The organism is Variovorax sp. AC103 (genome assembly GCF_979254005.1).
On record NZ_CEEDFC010000004.1, the window covers coordinates 47,278 to 66,664 of the forward strand.

The following is a 19,387-nucleotide window of genomic DNA, read 5'->3' on the forward strand; positions in this document are numbered from 1 at the left end:
CTGCGAAATGGCGCCGCAGCCGCAAAGCGGACATGTGCTTCTCCCAGCAATATGACTGCAATTGGCGTGAAGCGTTTGATTGCCGACAGGCTACAGTCGGCCACCAGCAGACGGTCGGCATCGATCTCTAATCGAAGCGCAACGGCGTCAGATGATTCACGAAACCAAGCCCAAGCCCTCAATGCAGGAGACGTACATTCCCTTCACACCAGTTGCGGGTGTGGTTGCTCCATGCGCTTACGCGGTGCTTTGCACGGAGCCGGGCGACTACACGGTCCGACTCAGTTTCTCGAACGTTATCGGCGCTCCAGCGCAAGATCTACTGGTGCGCTTTGATAGCGTCATGGCCTGCATGTCTCATGCCGAGTTCTCACATCCGTGGGAGGCCATGTCGAAAGCCGAGTTACCTCGGCTTGAAGGGAGGTGGGACGGCTACGCATTCCCTCTGCTGGAGGTTAAGGACTCTGATTGGTTGGCTTCCTTCACGGACTGCCAGACCATCGGTTTGGCGAGAGACGTCGTTCGTCACTTCCGGTTTGTGAGTCTCGACAATGTTGTAGACGTACTGATGTATGGCGATGGCGCCGTGACGGCGGAATGGATCAGCGTCATGCAAGAGTAGGCGCGAAGACTTCTCCTTGGGCGAAATTGCGGCCGTGCGGGAAAGACGTAGAAGTCGCATATCGAACGACTGCTTTTAGGCAACTTGTATGGCAGCTTCGGGCGGCTGATTCAACCGGTCGCGAAATCCGAAAGCGGACATTTGACTAAAGTCGTTTGCCCGCCAGCATCAGCGAACTGCCATGCCAAAGACATTGCCCCAAACCATCTGCCTCGAGACCTCGGGCATGGGTATCGTTTTTCATTCTCCGTGGGCGATGTCGAACATCGTGCAAGGCGAGGACTTTCTCAGCAGCAGTTTCAGCAACCCGGCGGATGTTGCCGAGTTGGTCAATTCATCGAGAATCGCCGCGTTTTGCACGGGTTCTCCAGGTACATGGCGCTTGCATCTGCGTGCGGATCCGCCTGACGAAACCGCGCTAGTTCAGGCCGACTTCAAGGTTCGACTGGGCGTCGAAGTGCGGGATGGCATCTTGCAGATTCGAGACCTGTATGAACTGATGTCCTGGGACGCCGCCTGCGATGATGAGCAGGTGATTCACTTGACCGATGGGTTCTACCGGATCACCGCGTACACGTCGCCTCCCGAGAGTGGAATTCTGGGGGATGACCAAGACGTTCACCTGCACCTAGAGGCGGTCCTGGAGCCCACGCAGTTGGTACACCACGGCGTACCGCAACTCTGCGACTGAGCCCTTAAGTCGAGCTCTGCAGGGCCAGTTGCGGCCGCGTTCTGCCGACGCAGGGCATGCCGCAAGGGCCTTTGGTAAGCATCATTGACCTGCGATGTCGTAGACGCCCTCGACGTCAAATCGGCAGCACCACTTGACGTGTGACCAAGTGCCCGTTGAGTTGGCCTCAACTACTCCCCGAGCAAATAGCACTTCGTGCGTTCCGTCGTCATAGAGGTTTTCTTCTTGGACCTCAATTGGTAGACCTTCAGCGAGCAGCACGGACGAGCCGTTGGTGTCCTTCCGAAGATCGGTCTGGGACAGCATGATGAGATCGCGCTCAAGGAGTTCGTTGAAGTCGACGGAGAAACGAGGGGTCATATCAAATGGCTGGCTCTGGCCGACTGTAGCCGCACGGGCCATCAGCGCAAAGGGCCCTGTGCCGTCCTTCGACGGCGGTGCGCGAATTGCCGCTTCGCAGCGTTTGCTTCCGGTGATGTCGGCCTCCTGAGTTCACGTCTTCACCACGCAGCGGTCATTCATGCGCGAGTGTTATCTCGACCCAGTTGCCGGTTTTAAGTAGTGCTGACCTCGGCCAATTCGGCGTCAACTACGGCTTAAAGAACCCGCAGCACCTCAAACTGCTGTCGGATTGGAGCGACCTGTATCGACACCTCATCACCCTCGCATTTACCCAGCATTGCCCTACCCAAAGGGGCTTCGCTGCTGATGACCTGAACAAGCTGAGCGCCGCAGCCCAACTTCATGCTCCCCCCATCCGGGCCGAGAAAGAGCTGTTGCTGCTTGTCGTCGGAATCGACCAGGCAGACCAGCGAGCCGAGCTGTATGCCTTTGATGGGGTCGTAGGGACGCGGGCGGAATCGGAGCCAATTGGCCATCGCCTGGCGTATGGCTTCGGCGCGCCGAGCTTGGCCGGTGGCCAGATAGGCTGCCTCGAGTCCCAATGTGTCGTATTTGTTTTCGGCGATGTTTTCTTCGTGAGTGGCCGTTTCGTGGGCCGCCCGCACTGCCTGCTCGGCTTGCAGCAGGTCTTCGGCGAGCCGTTTCAGCACCTGCTGTTGCAGCAACAATTTATCCATGACGAAGGTCGGCATCTCGAACAAGCGGGGGATGGGTTTTGATTATGAGTACAGCAGCGCGGTTTGCCGCCTGGTGTCGACGGCAGCAGACAGTCTGAATCGGCTCGTCCGTTTTCGAGCGCTGAACGACCGCTTTTGACCGTCATGAGGCCGACGGTTAGAAGGTCGCCGAAGTCGTCGGCGACGCGGAGTGGCTCACTCGTCTCATGCCTCCAGATGAACACCTCTGGACTAAGGCATGGGCTGTCCATGACAAAGACGAGCCGCCCGCAAGCATAGACGGGCTGAAATTCACAGCCCGTCAAGCCAACCGCTAGCCGCCAGCCTCAGGTGCTTCTCTGCGCACGGAAGGCGCTATCCCGCAGCCTTGCCAGACGCAGGCGAGAGGTAACTCCGCAGCTTGAAGCACGTCGTCATGGCGCCTCGTCCGACGTTCCATGAGTAAAAAAGGAATACCTTTGGTTCTAAATATAGAAAAAAGCGTCGGTGCACCGGACAACGAGGTCCGGCCATCCCACGCGCAAGGAACCTGTCATGAAGATCAAGAAGCCAGACAACCTGACCGCGATTCGCGAAAAATTCGGTGTACCGGCGCGACGCGGCGTCGCGGTCGAGGTGGATGGCCAGCCGGGAATCATCACCGGCATGAGCGGTGACTTCGTCAGGGTCAAGCTACGGGGCAGGGAAGCTGGGGTGCCGTTTCATCCTCACGAAATCACCTATGACGTCGTGCGATCGGCTGCGAATGTTCCGCTGCTGCCGGTCAGGAGCGCCACGCCCGACACGTCTGCGTGGCCGGGCAGGATTTGGGCGTCCTAGCTGTGACCACCTGAACAACGCCAGGGGAGTGGCCGTTCTTCGCCCGTTGGAATACCACAAAAGATGGATGGTGCAGCGCGACGCGCTGCGTTGTACTGGCGCGTCAAAACCTGAGGGGAATGCGATGAACAGGTCCACATGGCACAGCGCAACCATCACCCTGAAGCTCCCGTGCGACACGGCCCCCGACGAAGCGATCGTCGCGATGCGCGCCGCTGGCATACCGGTCGATGAACTGGGTTTCGCCGAGGCAGGGTTTCTTCATATGCGCACGACGCAGGACTATCGCTCGCATGTGTTCCGGTGGTTCGCCAAAGAGGACGCCGGAGTGCGCACGGGCGCACCCACGCGCTAGCGCCGTCGCGGGTCCGGAAAGCGCTCCCTCAGCGCAGCCGTGGGCCACGCCTCGTCAGGCGAAGCGCCCAGCCCTGCCAATGTCCAGACCGCATCAGCGTCGTACCGCTCAAGGTCGCGCATCAGGCTCGCGAGCGCCTTGCCGTCTTTCAGCCGCTCGGTCTCGGCCAGCTCGCCGCGCAGTCCCGGCTCTGCATCGGCCGCGTCGGGCAGGCCCTTGGTGCGCAACAGGATGTATTGCGGATAGCGCTGCGCGATCAGCGCTTCGAAGGCTTCATAGATCGGGCGGTAGCGCTCGCCGATGGCGCCGACGATGCCTTCGCGCCTCGCGGCCAGGCGTGCCACGGCGGTGGCGTTGTCCGTGACCAGGTAGGGGTAGGTGGCGTCTGCGCCGAACTCGTCCAGGCACTCCGCGCGCTCGACCGCGGCGTCTTCGTCGTCGATGTCGTATTCGTCGATGAAGCGCGCATGCCGGATGTCGCTCTCGCTGAACAGGGCCAGCCAGAACAGCGGGAAGAAGGCGTTGGCCTCCAGCTCGGCACCGTCGCCGAAGAAGCCTTGCCATTCGTTGCGGCTGCCGTCGGGCATGCGGGGCAGGGCCGAGCTGGACAGGTAGACGGGGTGTGACATGCGTTGCGCTCCGTGGTGGGCCAGCCGGGCATCTTAGGGGCGGATCTCAGGGGCGGGATGGGCCGTGGGCGCCTTCCGAGGACAATCGACGCAGCTCAGCACCGAATCAAAGCCACGACCATGCCCCGCCTAGACGACCCCCTCCACGACGCCGAAATCGGCTCCCGCGACAGCACGCTCGACACAACGCGGATCGATGACGTGCGCATCGGCGCCGTTCGCCCGCTCATGACCCCTGCGCTGCTGCAGGAACGCGTGCCGGTGCGCGACAACACGCTGGCACTCGTCGAAAGCAGCCGCGCGGCCATTGCCGACGTGCTGCACGGCCGCGACGACCGGCTGGTCGTGGTGGTCGGCCCGTGCTCCATCCATGACCACGACCAGGCCATCGAGTACGCACAGCGCCTGAAGAAGGTCGCCGATTCCCTGCAGGACGACCTGCTCATCGTGATGCGCGCCTACTTCGAGAAGCCGCGCACCACCGTGGGCTGGAAGGGCTACATCAACGACCCGCACCTGGACGGCAGCTTTGCCATCAACGAGGGGCTGGAGCGCGCGCGGCGCCTGCTGCTCGAGCTGACGACCCTGGGCCTGCCGACCGGCACGGAGTTTCTCGACCTGCTGAGCCCGCAGTTCATTGCCGACCTGATCGCCTGGGGCGCCATCGGCGCGCGCACCACCGAGAGCCAGAGCCACCGGCAGCTGGCGTCGGGCCTGAGCTGCCCGGTGGGTTTCAAGAACGGCACGGACGGCAGCGTGAAGGTGGCCGCCGACGCCATCCTCGCGGCCCGTGCGCCGCATGCCTTCATGGGCATGACCAAGATGGGCATGGCGGCGATCTTCGAGACACGCGGCAACGACGACTGCCACGTGATCCTGCGCGGCGGCAAGGCGCCCAACTATTCGGCCGCGGATGTGGCGGCCAGCTGCGAGGCATTGGTGGCCAACGGCCTGCGCCCCCAGGTGATGGTCGACGTCTCGCACGGCAACAGCAGCAAGCAGCATCAGCGGCAGATCGTGGTTGCCGCTGACGTGGCGGCGCAGATTGCGGCGGGCGAGCGGCGCATCACGGGCCTGATGATCGAGAGCCATCTCGAAGAGGGCCGGCAGGACCTGAAGCCCGGCGTGGCGCTGAAGCACGGCGTGTCGATCACCGATGCGTGCATCGGCTTTGCGCAGACGGTGCCGGTGCTCGAGGGGCTGGCTTCGGCGGTGAAGGTGCGGCGGCGGGTGTTGAAGGGGTGAGGGGCAGGGCTGCTTGTTTCGGAGCAGCGCGTTGGCTGCCTGGTCATCTCGCTCATCTGTAGAAATCCATGCGACCACGCGAACCGCGCCAGTTGAACGTGCAGCAGCAAAATGCGCGTGTCGAGCGATCGCTTCGCGCAGAGGCGCTCTACTGGAGAGAGCATGGCGTGCCCGAAACACTGTTGCGATGCGCAAAAGAGCTAGGCATCCGGTGGGAAATGTCTATCGTCATCGACCTTGATACCGACTATCCAGGTTCTCTGTCCGGCGTTCTGGTCAGTCAAGACGCTCGGTTCATTGAATTCGACATCGATACCGATACCGATGGCGTTGTGCAGGTTCACCGGTGGACCGATGTCACAAGCATGCAAAACTTCAACGAGCACAACGCCGGCACCGGCGTGGGCCAGGGCGCATTGGCTCTGCGAGTCTTGTCCGAGCTAACCACGTAGCCTTGGCCTTGGTGCATCTTCTGAAAAGTCTTTGCCTTACCCGCTCGCCAAGCGACATCAACTCCCGCACAAGCATCGGCCAACGACCGCTCGCGAAGCGAGTTAAAAAACTGAGGAATTTGGATGAATCTGAGAAGTTACCGCTTGGCCTTTGCATTGACCGCCGCGATCCTTGCCGGCTGTTCTGCCGCGCCGTACCGCATTCCTGGCACCGAGACGCAGCCGTTGTCCAGTCTTGCCATCGTCAAGTCAGGCCCGCGCGGAGCGAGCTATTTCGCCTCGATCGACGGGGAAGCTGTGCCGCACGTCCTGCGGCCGGTAGACCGTTGGGAGCTCTCGCCCGGTGAGCACGCAGTGGTGGTAGGCCTCAGGACGATCCCGCAGATTCGGGCCGACTACACGCGGCTCAGGTTCGTGGCGCTTGCCGGTCGAACGTATGTGATTCAGTACGAAGTCAAGACCTCGTGGGGTCGTGGCACGTAGCGTGGATGGATCGAAGACGACACCGGCACTACAGTCTCCACGCCCGACATCCGGCAGCCGAATGCGGCGAAGCCATAGAACCCGAGATCACGTATGCCAGAACTGGTTTGGGAGCCCGTCGACTTTCTCGACTTGCTGGGCGTAGCGCCTGACGAAGCGGAGTACGGCGCATCGTTTCACTACGTTGTGCATCGCGAGGACTTGCGCCTCGAGCTGACGGTGTGGCCGATGAGCGGCGACGTTGCCGTCCGCGTCTATGGTCCGACGCAGCGCCAGCCAGTGATCGACTTGAACCTGCTGGACTGTCCCGGCGCCAGAGTGATCGAGGACAAGCGCGGAAGGTTCATCGAGTTTGCGGCTGCAAGCCTGTTTGCCGGCCGCTTCGATCAAACTGTGGCTGCACCCTATGGCTTCAGGGTGCAGGTGGACCCGTTCGTTCAGGTCTCGCCGTACGCGTACTGAGCCCTGCTGCTGCCCTCAGGTATGCGCAGCCAAAACCAAGCGCATTGACAAACGGTACGCGTACCGCCCCGCGCTCAACCGCCCACAGGCGAACACAACTCGACCAGCAGTCCATCCGGGCAGCGCACATAAGACACCACTTGGCCCCACGGCTTGGTGACAGGCGCAGACAGTTCCGCTGCGCCCGCCGCCACGGCCCGCGCATGCGCCGCTGCCACGTCGTCGGTCACAAAGCCGAGCTCCATGCCCAGTGGCTTGGCCGATTCGGATGCAGCCACGTGGCCCTGCGCAAAGTTCGATGCGGCGAGTTCGTGCGACGCAAAGGCGAGGGCGGTTGCGCCCGTTTCCAGCTCGCCGTAGGTGCCCGACTCGTGAAGGAAGCGGGTGGCAAAGCCGAAGGCCTGCGCGAAGAATTGCAATGACTGTGCGACGTCGGGAACGTAGGCGATGGTGTAGCCGAACTTCATGGTCGATGGAGGGGATGCGGTAAAAAAGGGGAAATCGGGTCGATGCCCGGGGGACCGCACTCTACTCAGCCGCATGACCGTTCCGCACGATGCCCCCGCGAACGCAGAGCCCATCGCCCGCGCCGGCGGATTCAGGCGTGGCGATGAAGGCCCACGTCGACCTCGTTGCACCGGCGAATGACCTCGGCGAAGTACGGCTCGAACACCTGGTTCTTCACCTCCCACCGGCCGTGTTCTTCCAGGTACGCGGGCAGCAGTTCGCCGAGCTCGGCCCACACGTCCTGTTCGCGCACGGTCGTGAGCTGGCCATTGCGGCACACGACATGCCCGCCGACCATCACCAGATCGATGGCGCTGCCGTTCTCGCAGTAGGCCAGCTGTTTCACGAGGTCGTTGCGCGGGCGGAAGTTGTCGTTGGCCAGGTCCAGCAGCACCAGGTCGGCGGCCTTGCCCACTTCGACGGAGCCTGTGGTGTCGTCGAGCATCGCGGTGCGCGCGCCGGCCAGCGTGGCCATCTTCAGCACCTCGAAGGCGGTGAGCCATTGCGAGGGCGGCGTGCCGTTCACGTTGTGCATCAGCGCCGCGAAGCGCATCAGGTCGAACACGCGCGCGCTGTCGTTGGACGAAAGTCCGTCGGTGCCCAGGCCGATGGCCACGCCCGCGCGCAGCAGCTTGCGCACCGGCGCCAGGCCCGAGCCCAGCTTGAGGTTGCTCAGCGGGTTGTGCACCACCGAGCACGTCGCCTCGCCCATGCGCGCGATGTCGGCGTCGGTGATCCAGATGGCGTGCGCCAGTGTGGCGTGGCGGTCCAGCACGCCGATGTCGTGCATGTGCGCGAGCAGCGTCTTGCCGTAGAACATCTGGCCGGCCACGGCCTGCACCCTGGTTTCGAGCAGGTGGGTGTGCAGCGGCACGCCGTGCTGCACGGCCAGCGCGTGGCAGGCCTGCAGCATGTCGGTGGTGCAGCGCTGCGGCGCCGACGGCGTGATGGCGAAGCGCATGCGGCCTTCGGCCTGCCCGTGGAACTGGCGAAAGGCTTCCTGGCAATAGGCGGTGTAGCCGGCCACCGTGGTGGGCGCGCCGAACTTCAGTTGCACGCGCAGGTGCTCGGGAAACACCTCGTGGCCGAAGGGGGTGGAGTCGAGCACGGCGGTGTCGAGCACGGCGCTCGACACGTTGGCGCGAATGCCCGCGTCCCGGTAGGCCTGGAAGACGATGCCCAGCCGGTCGATGCTATGGGCCATCGGGTCGAAGAGGTCGTCGCACAGGGTGGTCACGCCGTTCTTCAGCGATTGCATGGCAAGCACTTGGGTGCGCAGGTACAGCAGGCGGTCGCCGATGGGGCTGCCCGAGAGGTAGGTGTACGCGTACAGCAGCCACAGCTCGAGCGGCATGCGCTCGTAGCGGCCCTTGAAGAAGGTCTCGCTGGAATGGGTGTGCGCGTTGACGAGGCCGGGCATCAGCAGCTTGCCGCGCCCGTCGATGACGTCGAACGCATCGGGCAGCGGCAGGTTGGTGCCGATGGCGGCGATCTTGCCGTGCTGCAGCAGCACGTCGGCGTGCACCGGCCGGTCGCCCTGCGGGCCGCCGACGGCCAGCACTTCGGCGCCGCGGATGAGCGTGGCGTTCACGTGCGCTTTCAATCCCGCATCTCCACCGTGCCCCGGATCGAGCCCAGCCCGCCGCGCAGCTTGGTGCTGAGCCACACGCCGAAGATGGTCGCCAGGTAGGGCAGGGCCTGCAGCAGGTCGTTGGAAATGGCGCCGCCGTATGCCAGCTGCGCGCGAATGCCCAGGGCCGACACCACCGCGAAGAACAGCGCCGCCGCCGTGGCGCCCAGCGCGCTGCCGGCGCCGAAGATGACGGCCGCGAACGCCATGAAGCCGCGGCCCGCCGTCATGTTCTGCGAAAAGATCTGCAGGCTGCCGCCGGCCAGCTCCGCCCCGCCGATGGCGCACAGCACGCCGCCCAGCGCCAGCGCCAGCAGGCGCATGCGGGCGGGGTTCACGCCCACGCTGCGCGCGGCGAAGGGGTGCTCGCCGGAGGCCGACATGCGCAGGCCCAGCCGCGTGCGCTCCAGCAGCAGCCACACCAGCCACACGGCCACGGGCATGAACAGCACGAACACCGACAGGCCGCCCAGGTGGCCCAGGTCGGCATCGAACAGGCTGTTGAGCTTGGGAATGCCGAAGGGCGCGGTGACCGTGGCTTCGCTGTCGTACAGCGCCTGGATGGCGAGCGACGTGCCGCCCAGGCCCAGCCCGGTGAGCCCCAGGCCCGCGATGATCGGGTTGGCCTTGAGCTTCTCGACCACGTACCACAGCAGCGCCGAAGCCGCCATGCACAGCGCGGCCGCGATGAGCATGGCCTGCACGAAAGAGCCGGTCTGCACGATGCCCACGATGAGCGCGCAGCTGCCGATGATCATCAGCCCCTCCAGGCCCAGGTTCCAGATGCCCGCGCGCTGCGCCAGCACCCCCGCCAGCGTGACGTAGACGAGCGGCGTGCCCGAGATCAGGATGGATACCAGCGTGTCGGTCATGCGGGCTTTCGGGTAAGGAGCTTGTCGAGCCACCTGGCGCGCGACGTGATGAAGAGCGCGATGGTCGCGTTGATGACCTCGATGGCCGCCGCGGGCATGCCGACCATCACCGGCAGGTACAGCGCCGCCGAGGCCAGCGCGCCGAAGAAGAGGGCGGACACGGCCGTGCCCACGATGGACAGCTGCGCCACCAGCGCGATGAGGATGGCCGTGAAACCGTGCGCCGGCAGGAAGCCGCTGGCCAGCCGGCCGTTGGGCCCCAGCAGCTCGATGCTGCCGGCCAGCCCCGCGAGCGCGCCGCTCACCAGAAAGCTGAAGAGCCCGATGCGGCTCACCCGCGCGCCCTGCCAGGCCACCATCGTCGGGTTGCGCCCCGCCAGGTTGGCCACGATGCCCAGCGCCGTGCGGTTGGCCAGCAGCCACGACAGCACGAACACCGCCAGCGTGAGCGCGCAGATGAGCGGCGACACGCCCAGCGAATCGGAGATGCGGTAGGCGTCCGCAATGGGCCGGCTCGACGCCTGCTGGCCCGAGCCCGAAGGGTCTTTCAGCGGACCGGAGGTGACGTACACCAGCAGCAGGCCCGCAAGGAAGTTGCCCATCAGCGTGGTGATGACCTCGTCGGTGCCCGAGCGCAGCCGCAGCAGCCCGGGCCACATGGCCCACAGCGCGCCGCCCGCCATGCCCGCGAGCAGGCAGCCCGACACGACCACCCACGCGGGCGCGCCGCCCAGCCATTCGGCGGTGAATGCGGCGAGGATGGAGCCGACGTAGAACTGGCCCTGCGCGCCGATGTTGAAGAAGCCCGCGCGAAACGCGATGGCCACGCCCGTGGCGGTGATGAACAGCGGCATGGCCCAGCGCAGGCCCTGGCGGAGGGCGCCGTCGCGCAGGAACGCGCCGTCGAGGATGCCGGTGAAGAGTTCGCCCACGTCCAGCCCGGCGCTGTAGAACGCCAGCGCGCACAACACCAGCGCAAAGCACACGAACAGAACGACGCGCAGCACCGGCAGCATGCGCGCGGGGGAAAACAGGTGAGCCATCATGCGTGCGCTCCTACCATCGCCTGGCCGATTTCGCGCAGGTCGAAGGGGCCGCTGTAGTCGCCCACCACCTTGCCGCGCAGCATGACCAGCACGCGGTCGCTGATGTCGAAGAGCTCGTCGAGGTCGGAAGAAATCAGGATGATCGCGGCGCCCCGGGCTCGCGCCTCGCGCAGCGCCTTCCACACGGAGGCGGTGGCGCCGATGTCCAGGCCGCGCGTGGGCTGCGCCGCAATGATCAGCCGCGCGCTCGCGTCCACCTCGCGCGCGAAGATCACCTTTTGCGCATTGCCGCCCGAGAGCGAGCCGGCCGGCTGGCCGCAGTGGGCGTAGCGCACGTCCCATCGGGTGAGCGCGGCGTCGCATTCGGCCTGCAGCTTGCGGGGGCGAACGAAAGAGAGCAGGCCGCCCTGCAGCAGCTGGCCCATCGACCAGTTCTCCCACAGGCTGCTGTTCAGGGAGAGGCCTTCCACGTTGCGCTCGAACGGGATGATGCGCAGGCCCGCCGCGCGCCGCGTGGCCAGGTCGCTGTGCGTCACGTCGCGGCCCGCCAGCTCGATGCTGCCGCTGGCGGTCTGTGCAAGTGCGGCAATGGCGCGCACCAGCGTGCGCTGGCCGTTGCCCTCGACGCCGGCGATGCCGATGATTTCTCCGGCGCGGATTTCCATGCTCACGTCTTCCAGCGCGGCGCCTTCGGCGTCCGGCCTGGTCGACAGGTTCTTCAGCCGCAGCACGGTGGGCGCGGTGAGCTCGCGCCGCGGTGGTGGTGCTGCCTGGGCCTGGGCCTCGGCCTGCAGCGACACCTTGGCGTCGCCCATGATCCACTGGCTCAGCTCGGCGGCGCCGATGCTGCTGCACGGCACGGGGCCGGTCACGTGCTCGCCGCGGCGCAGCACGCTCACGGTGTCGGCGATGGCCATCATTTCGCGGATCTTGTGCAGGATGAGCACGACGGTCACGCCGCGCTTCTTCAATATGCGGATGCGCTCGAACAGGGTTTCCACGCCGGCCGGCGCGAGCACGGCGGTGGGCTCGTCGAGGATGAGCACCTTGGCATCGGTCACCAGCGCGCGCGCAATCTCGATGCCTTGCTGCGTCTCGATCGGCAGGTTGCGAATGACCTCGCGCGGGCTCACCGACAGGCCCAGCCCGTCGAGGTGCGCCTGCCAGCGCTGCGCCAGCTGGCGCGAGGTGAAAACGCCGCGGTGCCGGTTGGAGCCGAACTCCATCGCCTGCGCCACGGTGAACGACGCCGGCAGCGCAAAGCTCTGGTGCACCAGCTCCACGCCGGCCGCGCGCGCGGCGTTGACGTGGCCGGTGCGGATCTCGTGTTCGTTGATGCGCACCCGGCCTTGCGTGGGCTTCACCAGCCCCGAACACACGCGGGCGAACGTGGTCTTGCCCGCGCCGTTCTGGCCGACGACCGCATGAATCTGCCCTTGCGCGAAAGCGATGGACACGTCCGACAGCGCCTTCACGGTGTCGTATTGCACGGTGACTCCGTCCAGCACCAGCGCGGGGGGCGCCGGGGAGGTCTCGCTGCTCGGGGAACTGGGGTTCATGGGTACGTCGCGAACGGCTGAAGGGTCAGAGAACGGTGTTGAACGCGACCTTGACGGAGCCGTTCAGGATGGCCGCCTGCGTGGTGCGAATCTCTGCCATCACCTGCTCGGCCTTGGCGGCCACGGCCTTGTCGCCCTCCTTCTGGAACACGGGCGAGAGTTCGAGGCCGACCACGCCGGTGCCCAGCCCGGTGTTCAGGTGCGCGCCGCCCTTGCCGGTCTTCAGGATCTTCGAGGCCTCGTCGTACAGCGACTTGCCGAAGTGCAGGCTGACGATGGAAATGAGCGACTTCGGGCCTTGCGGGTACTGCGCCGGGTCGAGGCAGCTCACCAGGCGCCCGGGCTTGTCGTTGGCCGCGGCGATGATGCCCGCGTCGGTGGCGGCCGCGTCGGTCTGGATGAAGTCGATGCCGCCGTTGAACATCTGCGTGGCAATCTCGCGGCCCTTCACCGGGTCCTGGAACGAGCCCGCGAAGGCGACCGTGACGGCCGCGTTCTTGCGCACCGACAGCACGCCGGCCTTGAAGGCGTTGTAGTCGGCGTTGAGCGGCGGAATCGACATGCCGCCGATGAAGCCGATCTTGCCCGTGGTCGACATGCGCCCCGCGAAGATGCCGGCCAGGTAAGTGCCCAGGTAGTAGTCGTAGGACACGGTGGTCACGTTGGCGATGGCGGGCTTCATCTCGTCGCCGAACAGCTGCAGCCACTGCGTCTTCGGGTACTTGGGCGCCAGCGCCTTGAAGGGCTCGCTCACCTCGTTGAAGGTCGACACGATGATGGCCGCGCCCGCGTCGGCCAGCGTGCGAAAGATGGTCTCGTAGGTCGACGGGTCCTTCGCGTAGATGGCGCGGGTCTGCATGCCCGTTTCCGTGCCCAGCAGCTTGAGGCGCGCGATCATCGCGTCGACCGCGCTGGCGTCGCCCGCGGCCTGCGTGTGCACCAGCGCGATGAGGCCGCCCTTGGCATTGGCGATCAGCGGATACAGGGCGCTGGCCATGGCGACGCCGCCCATGCCGGCGACGGCCTTGAGGATCTGCCGGCGAGCGGGCCTGGCGCTGGAGGATGCGTGGTGTGTCATGCGGATATCTCTGGGGTTGAGGAAGGGGCGAAGGGAGAAACGGCCGAGCAGGCGGACTCAGGGCGTGGGGGAGCTGGGCGCGGGGTTCATGATCATCACGTCCTGGCTCTGGATGGCGTCCAGCGCCCACACGCTCTTGATGAACGACTGCCACTCGGGGTCGGCGTACATCGCGGCGCGGCGCGCCTCGCGGTCGGCCAGGCTGTCGTAGGCCCACATCAGCACCGAGGTGTGCAGCCGGCCGATCTCGGAGATGTACAGGCCCACGAACCTGTTCAGGTGGCGCTGCTGCACGGGCAGGCCTTCGCGTTCGTACTTCTTGCGCCATTGGTCGATGGTGCCGGGGCGGAAGGTGTAGAGGCGGTGTTCGACGATCATCAAGTGCTCCTGTGGGTGCGGGGTGTCACTGCCCGGCCAGGATGAATTCGGCGCACTTCTCGCCGATCATGATGGCCGGGGCATTGGTGTTGCCGCTCGAGATGACCGGCATGATGGAAGCGTCGGCCACGCGCAGGTTGCCAATGCCATGCACCTTGAGCCGGTGGTCCACCACGGCCATGGCGTCGTTGCCCATCTTGCAGGTGCCCACCGGGTGGAAGGTGGTCATGGCGGTGGCGCGCAGCCAGGCGACCAGGTCTTCGTCGCTCTGCTTGTCGGGACCGGGCGCGAGTTCCTTGCCGCGGTAGGCGTCGAACGCGGGCTGGTCGATGACCTGGCGCGTGGCGCGGATGGCGTCGACCATGGTCTGGCGGTCGAACTCGGTGTCCAGGTAGTTGGGCTGGATCAGCGGCGCATCGGTCGGGCGGCCCGAGCGCAGGCGGATGCGGCCCTTGCTGCTCGGGTTGACCGGGCCCACGCGCAGCGTGAAGCCGTGCTTGGCCTCCACCGTCGATTTCTTGAACGGGTTGGGAAAATACAGGTTGGCCGTTTTCTCCAGCGCGGGCATGAAGTGCAGCTGCACGTCGGGGTGCTCGAGCTCGGGCCGGGTCTTGATGAAGGCACCGGCCTCGTACGGAAAGGTGGTGGTGATGCCTTCGCCGAACAGCATGCCGCGCACCACCGAGAACGCGATCTTGTCGGCGCGCAGGTCCTTGTAGAGCGTGACGGGCTGCTTGCACTCGTACGACATGACGCAGTCGACGTGGTCCTGCAGGTTGCCGCCCACGCCGGGCAATGCCTTGAGCACGGGAATGTCGTGCCTGGCCAGTTCCTCCTGCGGGCCGATGCCCGAGAGCATCAGCAGGTGCGGCGAGCCGACCACGCCCGCGCAAAGAATCACTTCCTTGCGGGCGCGCACGGTGCGCAACTGGCCGAGCACTTCGTAGGCCACGCCCACGGCACGGCCTTTCTCGACCAGCACCTTGTGCGTGAGCGCGCGCGTCACGACCTTGAGGTTGCTGCGCTTCAATGCCGGGCGCAGGAACGCGAAGGACGTGGACCAGCGCTTGCCGTTCCTGATGGTGAAGTCGTAGCGCCCGAAGCCCAGCTGGCTGGCACCGTTGAAGTCGTCGTTCAGCGGGTAGCCGGCCTGCTGGCCCGCCAGGCAGAACACGTCGAGCAATGCGTTCCAGCCGCGCGCGCGGCACACCGTGAGTTCGCCCTTGGCGCTGTGGAACACGCCGTCGCGCTGGATGTGGCCTTCGGAGCGCTTGAAGGCGGGCAGCACGTCCTTGTAGGACCAGCCCAGGTTGCCCATGGCGGCCCAGCCGTCGTAGTCCTGCTTGCCGCCGCGCACGTAGATCATGCCGTTGATGGTCGAGGTGCCGCCGAGCACCTTGCCGCGCGGCCAGTAGATCTTGCGGCCGTTGAGGTTGGCCTCGGGCTCGGAGTGGAAGTGCCAGTTGTAGATGCCTGACTGAAACAGCTTGCCCATGAGCATCGGCAGGCGGAAGAGGGGGTTCGAGTCTTTCCCGCCGGCCTCCAGCAGCAGCACGCGGGTGGCGGGGCGGGCGCTGAGCCGGGCGGCGAGCGCGCAGCCCGCGGAGCCGGCGCCCACGATGATGTAGTCGTAGTCGTTCTTGTCGTTCATGGGGTTTCCAGCCGTCACCAGGAAATGGGGTCGCATGCCATCTCGGCGAGATGGGCGTTGCACAGGACGAAGGGGTTGGGCAGGCCCAGCACCGCCTCCGCGTAGGCGGGGTGTTCGCGCAGGATGCAGGCGACGTTGCCATGCCGGTCCTGCGCGATGCCGGCCGCCTGGAAGGCCTCGACGGCAGCGACGCCGAAGGCCATGAAGACCACCGGCTCGCCGCGCTTGCGCAGGTACGACAGCACGGCCCGGATGAGCGGCTTCCACACCACCAGGTGGCCGCGCGACTGGTGCGGGTCGATGCCCACCTGGAAGCGGCTGAGCGTGAAGGAGGTGTTGAGCAGCAACACGCCGCTGTCGATCCAGCGGTCGCTCAGCGTGGCGGGCGTCTCGAAGGGCAGCGCGCCCGATTCGATCGCCTGCAGCGTGCGCGGCCAGTTGGCAAAGCTGCCGCCGTAGGCCGCGTCACCGGTGCGTGCCTCGGCCAGCATCTGCACCCAGGCGCGGATGCTTCGGGTGAACATCTTGTCCAGCTCGCGCCACTCGGCCACGTTGCCCACTTCGAAGGCACGGCCCGTGGCGATGTCGATGGACGGATACGGGTCTTGCCCCAGCACCACGCAGCGCACCTGCGTGGGCGGCACGCTGTCGAAGGCCTTGAGCATGTGCGCGCCCTTGGGGCTGCCGGCCAGCTGCCGGCCCTTGCGCGCCGGAAAGATCGGCTCCCAGGCCTGCAGTTCGAGCGCCGCGTCGACGCCTTCGAAATCGAGCTTCACATCGCCCAGCACCGCCCGCCACGCATCGGGCAGGTCGTCGGGCCAGTTCGCGAGCGTTTCTTGCAGTGCGGTGCGCAGGGCTTGGGGCATGGGTTACATTCAAACTTCAAAAAGCTGACCAGTTCGTCAGGAAATTCTAAGGAATAAATTGACGAGTTGGTCAGAATTTTTTTGGTGCCTGCCCGTGCTCCGTTTCGGGGCGCCCTCTAGAATTTGAGCCCGCTCACCAGCGACACCATTGCCCATGCGCGACACCAAAACTCCCCGATCCCCCCTGCCGGACAACCCCGCGGATCGGGAGATCAGGGCGGCCAACAAACGCAAGATCCTCAAGGCCGCCAGCGAGGTGTTTGCCGCCAAGGGCTTCGACGGCGCGCGCATCGCGGAAATTGCCACCGTCGCGGGCCTGCCCAAGGCCAACGTCTACTACTACTACGCCACCAAGGAAGAGCTCTACAGCGCCACCTTCGCGCCGCTGCTCGAAGAGTGGGACAGCGCACTGCAGATCCTGCAGGCGGACGCCGAGCCCGCCGTGGCCCTGCGTGCCTATGTGCAGGCCAAGCTCAAGCTGGGCCGCAAGAACCCGCTGGAGGCGCGCCTGTTCGCCAACGAGGTGGTGCGCGGCGGTGCGTTCCTGTCGGCGGCCGACCGTGCGCACATCGCCAAGAGCACGGCCGCCAGCATCGAGGTGTTCGAGGCCTGGATGGCCGCCAAGAAGATCCGCCAGATCGACCCGCGGCACTTTCTCTTCATGCTGTGGGCCGCGACCCAGTTCTATGCCGACTACGAGCCCATCGTGAATGCCGTGCTGCAGGTGAAGAAGCTCACCGCCGCGCACTACGACCAGGCGCTGGAAAGCATCGTGGGCACGGTGCTCGGCGGTGTGCTGATCGACTGACCGATCGCGGCCTCGGCACGCCGCGATTGTTTCCATCACATGAACACCGCGGTTCTTTTTGACCAGGGTTTTCCCTTGGGTATCGGCGCACAATTCTTCCCATGGACCAGCCCTTCAGCTGATCCAGGGAACCAAAACCGAAACCAATTGAAGGAAATCCAAATGACCGCCTCGAAGCTCCTCTCCGCCATCTCCATCGCTCTTCTGGCCGCCGCCGGTGCTGCCCATGCCGAGAGCTATGACGGCGTGCATCAAATCACCTCGGCCGTGAGCCGTGCCGACGTCGCCAGCCAGGCCGTGGTGGCCGCGCACAGCGCCAACCCCTATGCCGACGGCGCCAACCAAGGCCCCGTGCAACTGATCGCATCGACCACCAGCCGCGCCGCCGTCCGCGCCGAAGCCGTGGCCGCCGCACACAGCGAGAACCCGTATGCAGAAGGCGTGAGCTCGCGTGTGGCACCGGTGCTGGCCAGCGGCATCGACCGCTCCACCGTGCGTGCCGCAGCCCGCGCAGCAGCACGCGGCGACGCACTGCCGCTGTAATCGACTGAACGACGTTGCCCCGCCGCTGGCGAGGGCACATGTGCAAAAGCCGGGCCCTGCGAAAGCGGGGCCCGGCTTTTTGCCGTTCGAGGGTGGGGTGGGCAGGCGGGGTTGCGCCCGCCTGTGAGATGTCTAAGCGGCGCGCTCTTCGATAGGCCCCACGCGGTCCGCATAGAACGCCACGTGGTCCTTGATCTGTTCGACGTGCTCGTAAGGTGCCTCGTAGGTCCACACCGCATTCACCGAGCGCTCGCCGCCGGCCGGAATGCTGTAGTAGGCGGCTTCGCCCTTGTAGGGGCAGTAGGTCGCGTGCGAGGTGCGCTCCAGCAGCGACATGCGCACGTCCTTGCGCGGGATGTAGTGCACGGTGCCGAAGTGCGCTTCGCGCAGCGTCAGCGCGTCCCGCGTGTCGGCAATGACGTGGCCATCGACCGACACCACCACGCGAAGCGGGTTCTTCGCGATGGCAATCGGATGGTCGGGGCCGGGGGTCTTGATGGTGCGTTCGGGGGTGGCGAACATGGCTTGCTCCTTCTCTCGGGTCAGGGTGACGCAGGAATCGGCGGATGCGCATCTTGCCGCGATGTCGCGCCGGTTTGAAGCCCCCCGCGAATCTGCCTGCCGGCAGCGTGGTCAAAGCTCCCGGCTATTTGCCGGACGCGCGCGGCTTGACGAACTTCAGCGTCATCCGGTCCGACTCCCCGATCGCCAGGTACTTCGCCCGGTCGACCTCGCCGCCGCGCAGCGTGGGCGGCAGCGACCACACGCCGTTCGCATGGTCCCTGGTGTCGCGCGGGTTGGCGTTGACCTCGCTGCTGCCCGCGAATTCGAAGCCTGCAGCTTTCGCGCGCTCGATCACCAGGTCCTGCGGCACGTAGCCGCTCGCGATCACGCGCGCCAAGCTCGTTCCCGGCGCCGCGCGGTGCTCTTCCACGCCCAGCACGCCGCCGGGCTTGAGCACGTCGAAGAAGGCACGCAGGCTCTCGTCGAAGTGCCCGTCCTCGATCCAGTTGTGGATGTTGCGGAACGTCAGCACCGCATCGGCGCCGCCGGGCGGGCGGATGTCCGTGAAGGCCGCGGTGGGCAGCGTGCCGAGCACGACGCGGCCGTACACCTTCGGCTCGCGCGCGAGCTTGTCGCGAAAGGCGGCGCGTGCGCGCTGCTGGCCGGGCGTGCCGCCGGCCGGTTCATGGGCGGCATACAGGCGTCCGTGGTCGTGCAGGTAGGGCGCGAGGATCTCCGTGTACCAGCCGCCGCCGGGCGCAATCTCGATGACCGTCGCGTCGGGGCGGATGCCGAAGAAGGCCAGCGTTTCGAGCGGGTGCCGCGCGCCGTCGCGGGCCCGGTTGGCGGGGCTGCGCTGCGGGCCGTCGACCGCCGCCCGCAAGGCTTCGACGGCTTTGGGCGGCAAGGTGGTGGCGTTGCCCGTCTGGGCTTTCACGAGGCCGGTGGCGCCCGCCAGCGGCAGCAGCGCGGCGGCGGCCACGAGGCCGCGGCGCCGGGAGGAAAACACGTTGGATGAGGTCATCGCCAGATCATGCGGGAATCGGCTTGTGCCTGCTGGCACGGGCGATGCAAGCACTTTCGGTGATAAAACTTCGCGCGATCCCAC

The 19,387-nt window shown here is 65.9% G+C and carries 24 protein-coding genes; 10 read left to right on the top strand and 14 right to left on the bottom strand.

Features of this window, described 5'->3' with window-relative positions:
- The first annotated feature begins 151 nt into the window (after positions 1–151).
- Together AC0IYU_RS06825 and AC0IYU_RS06830 are read left to right on the top strand one after the other, a co-directional pair.
- Positions 152–622, top strand: coding sequence for a hypothetical protein (locus AC0IYU_RS06825; RefSeq protein WP_472114462.1), 471 nt, complete (start codon positions 152–154; stop codon positions 620–622).
- A 181-nt stretch (positions 623–803) separates the two neighbouring features.
- Positions 804–1,313: a hypothetical protein gene (locus AC0IYU_RS06830; protein WP_472114465.1), complete on the top strand. Its 510-nt coding sequence runs from the start codon at positions 804–806 to the stop codon at positions 1,311–1,313.
- Between the two features lie 81 nt (positions 1,314–1,394).
- Here AC0IYU_RS06830 and AC0IYU_RS06835 read toward each other — a convergent pair whose 3' ends face one another.
- Entirely contained in the window at positions 1,395–1,673 is a 279-nt protein-coding gene (locus AC0IYU_RS06835; RefSeq protein ID WP_472114468.1) for a hypothetical protein, read from the bottom strand.
- 236 nt (positions 1,674–1,909) lie between these two features.
- Positions 1,910–2,392, bottom strand: a complete 483-nt coding sequence (locus AC0IYU_RS06840) for a GreA/GreB family elongation factor (RefSeq protein ID WP_472115217.1) — start codon at positions 2,390–2,392, stop codon at positions 1,910–1,912.
- A 534-nt stretch (positions 2,393–2,926) separates the two neighbouring features.
- Here AC0IYU_RS06840 and AC0IYU_RS06845 point away from each other — a divergent pair.
- Together AC0IYU_RS06845 and AC0IYU_RS06850 are read left to right on the top strand one after the other, a co-directional pair.
- Complete coding sequence (locus tag AC0IYU_RS06845) at positions 2,927–3,211, top strand: hypothetical protein (RefSeq protein ID WP_472114471.1); 285 nt, start codon at positions 2,927–2,929, stop codon at positions 3,209–3,211.
- 67 nt (positions 3,212–3,278) lie between these two features.
- Complete coding sequence (locus AC0IYU_RS06850; RefSeq protein WP_472114474.1) at positions 3,279–3,566, top strand: hypothetical protein; 288 nt, start codon at positions 3,279–3,281, stop codon at positions 3,564–3,566.
- On the opposite strand, the gene AC0IYU_RS06855 is transcribed toward AC0IYU_RS06850, so the two are convergent.
- Entirely contained in the window at positions 3,563–4,195 is a 633-nt protein-coding gene (locus AC0IYU_RS06855) for a hypothetical protein (RefSeq protein ID WP_472114477.1), read from the bottom strand. The two genes, AC0IYU_RS06850 and AC0IYU_RS06855, sit on opposite strands and share 4 nt — an antisense overlap.
- 120 nt (positions 4,196–4,315) lie before the next feature.
- On the opposite strand from AC0IYU_RS06855, the gene AC0IYU_RS06860 reads away from it, so the two are divergent.
- The 4 genes from AC0IYU_RS06860 to AC0IYU_RS06875 all read left to right on the top strand — a co-directional run bounded on the left by AC0IYU_RS06860 (position 4,316) and on the right by AC0IYU_RS06875 (position 6,837).
- The gene (locus AC0IYU_RS06860) at positions 4,316–5,440 is read left to right on the top strand and encodes a 3-deoxy-7-phosphoheptulonate synthase (RefSeq protein ID WP_472114479.1); all 1,125 of its coding nucleotides are present in this window, start codon (positions 4,316–4,318) and stop codon (positions 5,438–5,440) included.
- A 68-nt stretch (positions 5,441–5,508) separates the two neighbouring features.
- Entirely contained in the window at positions 5,509–5,892 is a 384-nt protein-coding gene (locus AC0IYU_RS06865) for a hypothetical protein (RefSeq protein ID WP_472114482.1), read from the top strand.
- Between the two features lie 144 nt (positions 5,893–6,036).
- Positions 6,037–6,375, top strand: a complete 339-nt coding sequence (locus tag AC0IYU_RS06870) for a hypothetical protein (protein WP_472114485.1) — start codon at positions 6,037–6,039, stop codon at positions 6,373–6,375.
- Positions 6,376–6,468: 93 nt separating this feature from the next.
- Positions 6,469–6,837: a hypothetical protein gene (locus tag AC0IYU_RS06875; protein WP_472114488.1), complete on the top strand. Its 369-nt coding sequence runs from the start codon at positions 6,469–6,471 to the stop codon at positions 6,835–6,837.
- 74 nt (positions 6,838–6,911) lie between these two features.
- Here the strand turns inward: AC0IYU_RS06875 and AC0IYU_RS06880 are convergent, their stop codons facing one another.
- From AC0IYU_RS06880 to AC0IYU_RS06920, 9 genes are all read right to left on the bottom strand, one after another.
- Positions 6,912–7,304, bottom strand: a complete 393-nt coding sequence (locus AC0IYU_RS06880; RefSeq protein ID WP_472114491.1) for a VOC family protein — start codon at positions 7,302–7,304, stop codon at positions 6,912–6,914.
- A gap of 131 nt (positions 7,305–7,435) precedes the next feature.
- Positions 7,436–8,935: an amidohydrolase family protein gene (locus tag AC0IYU_RS06885; protein WP_472114493.1), complete on the bottom strand. Its 1,500-nt coding sequence runs from the start codon at positions 8,933–8,935 to the stop codon at positions 7,436–7,438.
- A gap of 8 nt (positions 8,936–8,943) precedes the next feature.
- Complete coding sequence (locus tag AC0IYU_RS06890) at positions 8,944–9,846, bottom strand: ABC transporter permease (protein ID WP_472114495.1); 903 nt, start codon at positions 9,844–9,846, stop codon at positions 8,944–8,946.
- A complete protein-coding gene (locus AC0IYU_RS06895; protein WP_472114499.1) occupies positions 9,843–10,892 on the bottom strand; it encodes an ABC transporter permease in 1,050 nt (349 codons plus the stop codon). Before AC0IYU_RS06895 ends, AC0IYU_RS06890 begins: the two co-directional genes overlap by 4 nt.
- Positions 10,889–12,451 (bottom strand): ABC transporter ATP-binding protein, encoded by a 1,563-nt coding sequence (locus tag AC0IYU_RS06900; protein WP_472114502.1) that lies wholly within the window; start codon positions 12,449–12,451, stop codon positions 10,889–10,891. The genes AC0IYU_RS06895 and AC0IYU_RS06900 overlap by 4 nt, the downstream gene beginning before the upstream one ends.
- 25 nt (positions 12,452–12,476) lie before the next feature.
- Positions 12,477–13,529, bottom strand: coding sequence for a BMP family ABC transporter substrate-binding protein (locus tag AC0IYU_RS06905; RefSeq protein ID WP_472114505.1), 1,053 nt, complete (start codon positions 13,527–13,529; stop codon positions 12,477–12,479).
- 57 nt (positions 13,530–13,586) lie between these two features.
- Complete coding sequence (locus AC0IYU_RS06910) at positions 13,587–13,907, bottom strand: NIPSNAP family protein (protein WP_472114508.1); 321 nt, start codon at positions 13,905–13,907, stop codon at positions 13,587–13,589.
- Positions 13,908–13,932: 25 nt separating this feature from the next.
- Complete coding sequence (locus AC0IYU_RS06915) at positions 13,933–15,558, bottom strand: GMC family oxidoreductase (protein WP_472114511.1); 1,626 nt, start codon at positions 15,556–15,558, stop codon at positions 13,933–13,935.
- A 14-nt stretch (positions 15,559–15,572) separates the two neighbouring features.
- The gene (locus AC0IYU_RS06920; RefSeq protein WP_472114514.1) at positions 15,573–16,424 is read right to left on the bottom strand and encodes a uracil-DNA glycosylase family protein; all 852 of its coding nucleotides are present in this window, start codon (positions 16,422–16,424) and stop codon (positions 15,573–15,575) included.
- Between the two features lie 154 nt (positions 16,425–16,578).
- On the opposite strand from AC0IYU_RS06920, the gene AC0IYU_RS06925 reads away from it, so the two are divergent.
- Positions 16,579–17,232, top strand: coding sequence for a TetR family transcriptional regulator C-terminal domain-containing protein (locus AC0IYU_RS06925; RefSeq protein ID WP_435438533.1), 654 nt, complete (start codon positions 16,579–16,581; stop codon positions 17,230–17,232).
- A 162-nt stretch (positions 17,233–17,394) separates the two neighbouring features.
- On the top strand, positions 17,395–17,775 hold the full coding sequence (locus tag AC0IYU_RS06930; protein WP_435484097.1) for a helicase SNF2: 381 nt from the start codon (positions 17,395–17,397) through the stop codon (positions 17,773–17,775).
- 132 nt (positions 17,776–17,907) lie between these two features.
- Here the strand turns inward: AC0IYU_RS06930 and AC0IYU_RS06935 are convergent, their stop codons facing one another.
- Positions 17,908–18,297: a DUF427 domain-containing protein gene (locus AC0IYU_RS06935; protein ID WP_472114517.1), complete on the bottom strand. Its 390-nt coding sequence runs from the start codon at positions 18,295–18,297 to the stop codon at positions 17,908–17,910.
- Between the two features lie 124 nt (positions 18,298–18,421).
- Entirely contained in the window at positions 18,422–19,303 is an 882-nt protein-coding gene (locus AC0IYU_RS06940) for a class I SAM-dependent methyltransferase (RefSeq protein ID WP_472114519.1), read from the bottom strand.
- Between the last annotated feature and the right edge of the window lie 84 nt (positions 19,304–19,387).

Bases quoted from the DNA above. Each gene is read 5' to 3' on its own strand.
- AC0IYU_RS06825 (WP_472114462.1), top strand. From the start codon at position 152: ATGATTCACGAAACCAAGCCCAAGCCCTCAATGCAGGAGACGTACATT.
- AC0IYU_RS06830 (WP_472114465.1), top strand. From the start codon at position 804: ATGCCAAAGACATTGCCCCAAACCATCTGCCTCGAGACCTCGGGCATG.
- AC0IYU_RS06835 (WP_472114468.1), bottom strand. From the start codon at position 1,673: ATGACCCCTCGTTTCTCCGTCGACTTCAACGAACTCCTTGAGCGCGAT.
- AC0IYU_RS06840 (WP_472115217.1), bottom strand. From the start codon at position 2,392: ATGGATAAATTGTTGCTGCAACAGCAGGTGCTGAAACGGCTCGCCGAA.
- AC0IYU_RS06845 (WP_472114471.1), top strand. From the start codon at position 2,927: ATGAAGATCAAGAAGCCAGACAACCTGACCGCGATTCGCGAAAAATTC.
- AC0IYU_RS06850 (WP_472114474.1), top strand. From the start codon at position 3,279: ATGGTGCAGCGCGACGCGCTGCGTTGTACTGGCGCGTCAAAACCTGAG.
- AC0IYU_RS06855 (WP_472114477.1), bottom strand. From the start codon at position 4,195: ATGTCACACCCCGTCTACCTGTCCAGCTCGGCCCTGCCCCGCATGCCC.
- AC0IYU_RS06860 (WP_472114479.1), top strand. From the start codon at position 4,316: ATGCCCCGCCTAGACGACCCCCTCCACGACGCCGAAATCGGCTCCCGC.
- AC0IYU_RS06865 (WP_472114482.1), top strand. From the start codon at position 5,509: ATGCGACCACGCGAACCGCGCCAGTTGAACGTGCAGCAGCAAAATGCG.
- AC0IYU_RS06875 (WP_472114488.1), top strand. From the start codon at position 6,469: ATGCCAGAACTGGTTTGGGAGCCCGTCGACTTTCTCGACTTGCTGGGC.
- AC0IYU_RS06880 (WP_472114491.1), bottom strand. From the start codon at position 7,304: ATGAAGTTCGGCTACACCATCGCCTACGTTCCCGACGTCGCACAGTCA.
- AC0IYU_RS06890 (WP_472114495.1), bottom strand. From the start codon at position 9,846: ATGACCGACACGCTGGTATCCATCCTGATCTCGGGCACGCCGCTCGTC.
- AC0IYU_RS06895 (WP_472114499.1), bottom strand. From the start codon at position 10,892: ATGATGGCTCACCTGTTTTCCCCCGCGCGCATGCTGCCGGTGCTGCGC.
- AC0IYU_RS06900 (WP_472114502.1), bottom strand. From the start codon at position 12,451: ATGAACCCCAGTTCCCCGAGCAGCGAGACCTCCCCGGCGCCCCCCGCG.
- AC0IYU_RS06905 (WP_472114505.1), bottom strand. From the start codon at position 13,529: ATGACACACCACGCATCCTCCAGCGCCAGGCCCGCTCGCCGGCAGATC.
- AC0IYU_RS06910 (WP_472114508.1), bottom strand. From the start codon at position 13,907: ATGATCGTCGAACACCGCCTCTACACCTTCCGCCCCGGCACCATCGAC.
- AC0IYU_RS06915 (WP_472114511.1), bottom strand. From the start codon at position 15,558: ATGAACGACAAGAACGACTACGACTACATCATCGTGGGCGCCGGCTCC.
- AC0IYU_RS06920 (WP_472114514.1), bottom strand. From the start codon at position 16,424: ATGCCCCAAGCCCTGCGCACCGCACTGCAAGAAACGCTCGCGAACTGG.
- AC0IYU_RS06925 (WP_435438533.1), top strand. From the start codon at position 16,579: ATGCGCGACACCAAAACTCCCCGATCCCCCCTGCCGGACAACCCCGCG.
- AC0IYU_RS06930 (WP_435484097.1), top strand. From the start codon at position 17,395: ATGACCGCCTCGAAGCTCCTCTCCGCCATCTCCATCGCTCTTCTGGCC.
- AC0IYU_RS06935 (WP_472114517.1), bottom strand. From the start codon at position 18,297: ATGTTCGCCACCCCCGAACGCACCATCAAGACCCCCGGCCCCGACCAT.
- AC0IYU_RS06940 (WP_472114519.1), bottom strand. From the start codon at position 19,303: ATGACCTCATCCAACGTGTTTTCCTCCCGGCGCCGCGGCCTCGTGGCC.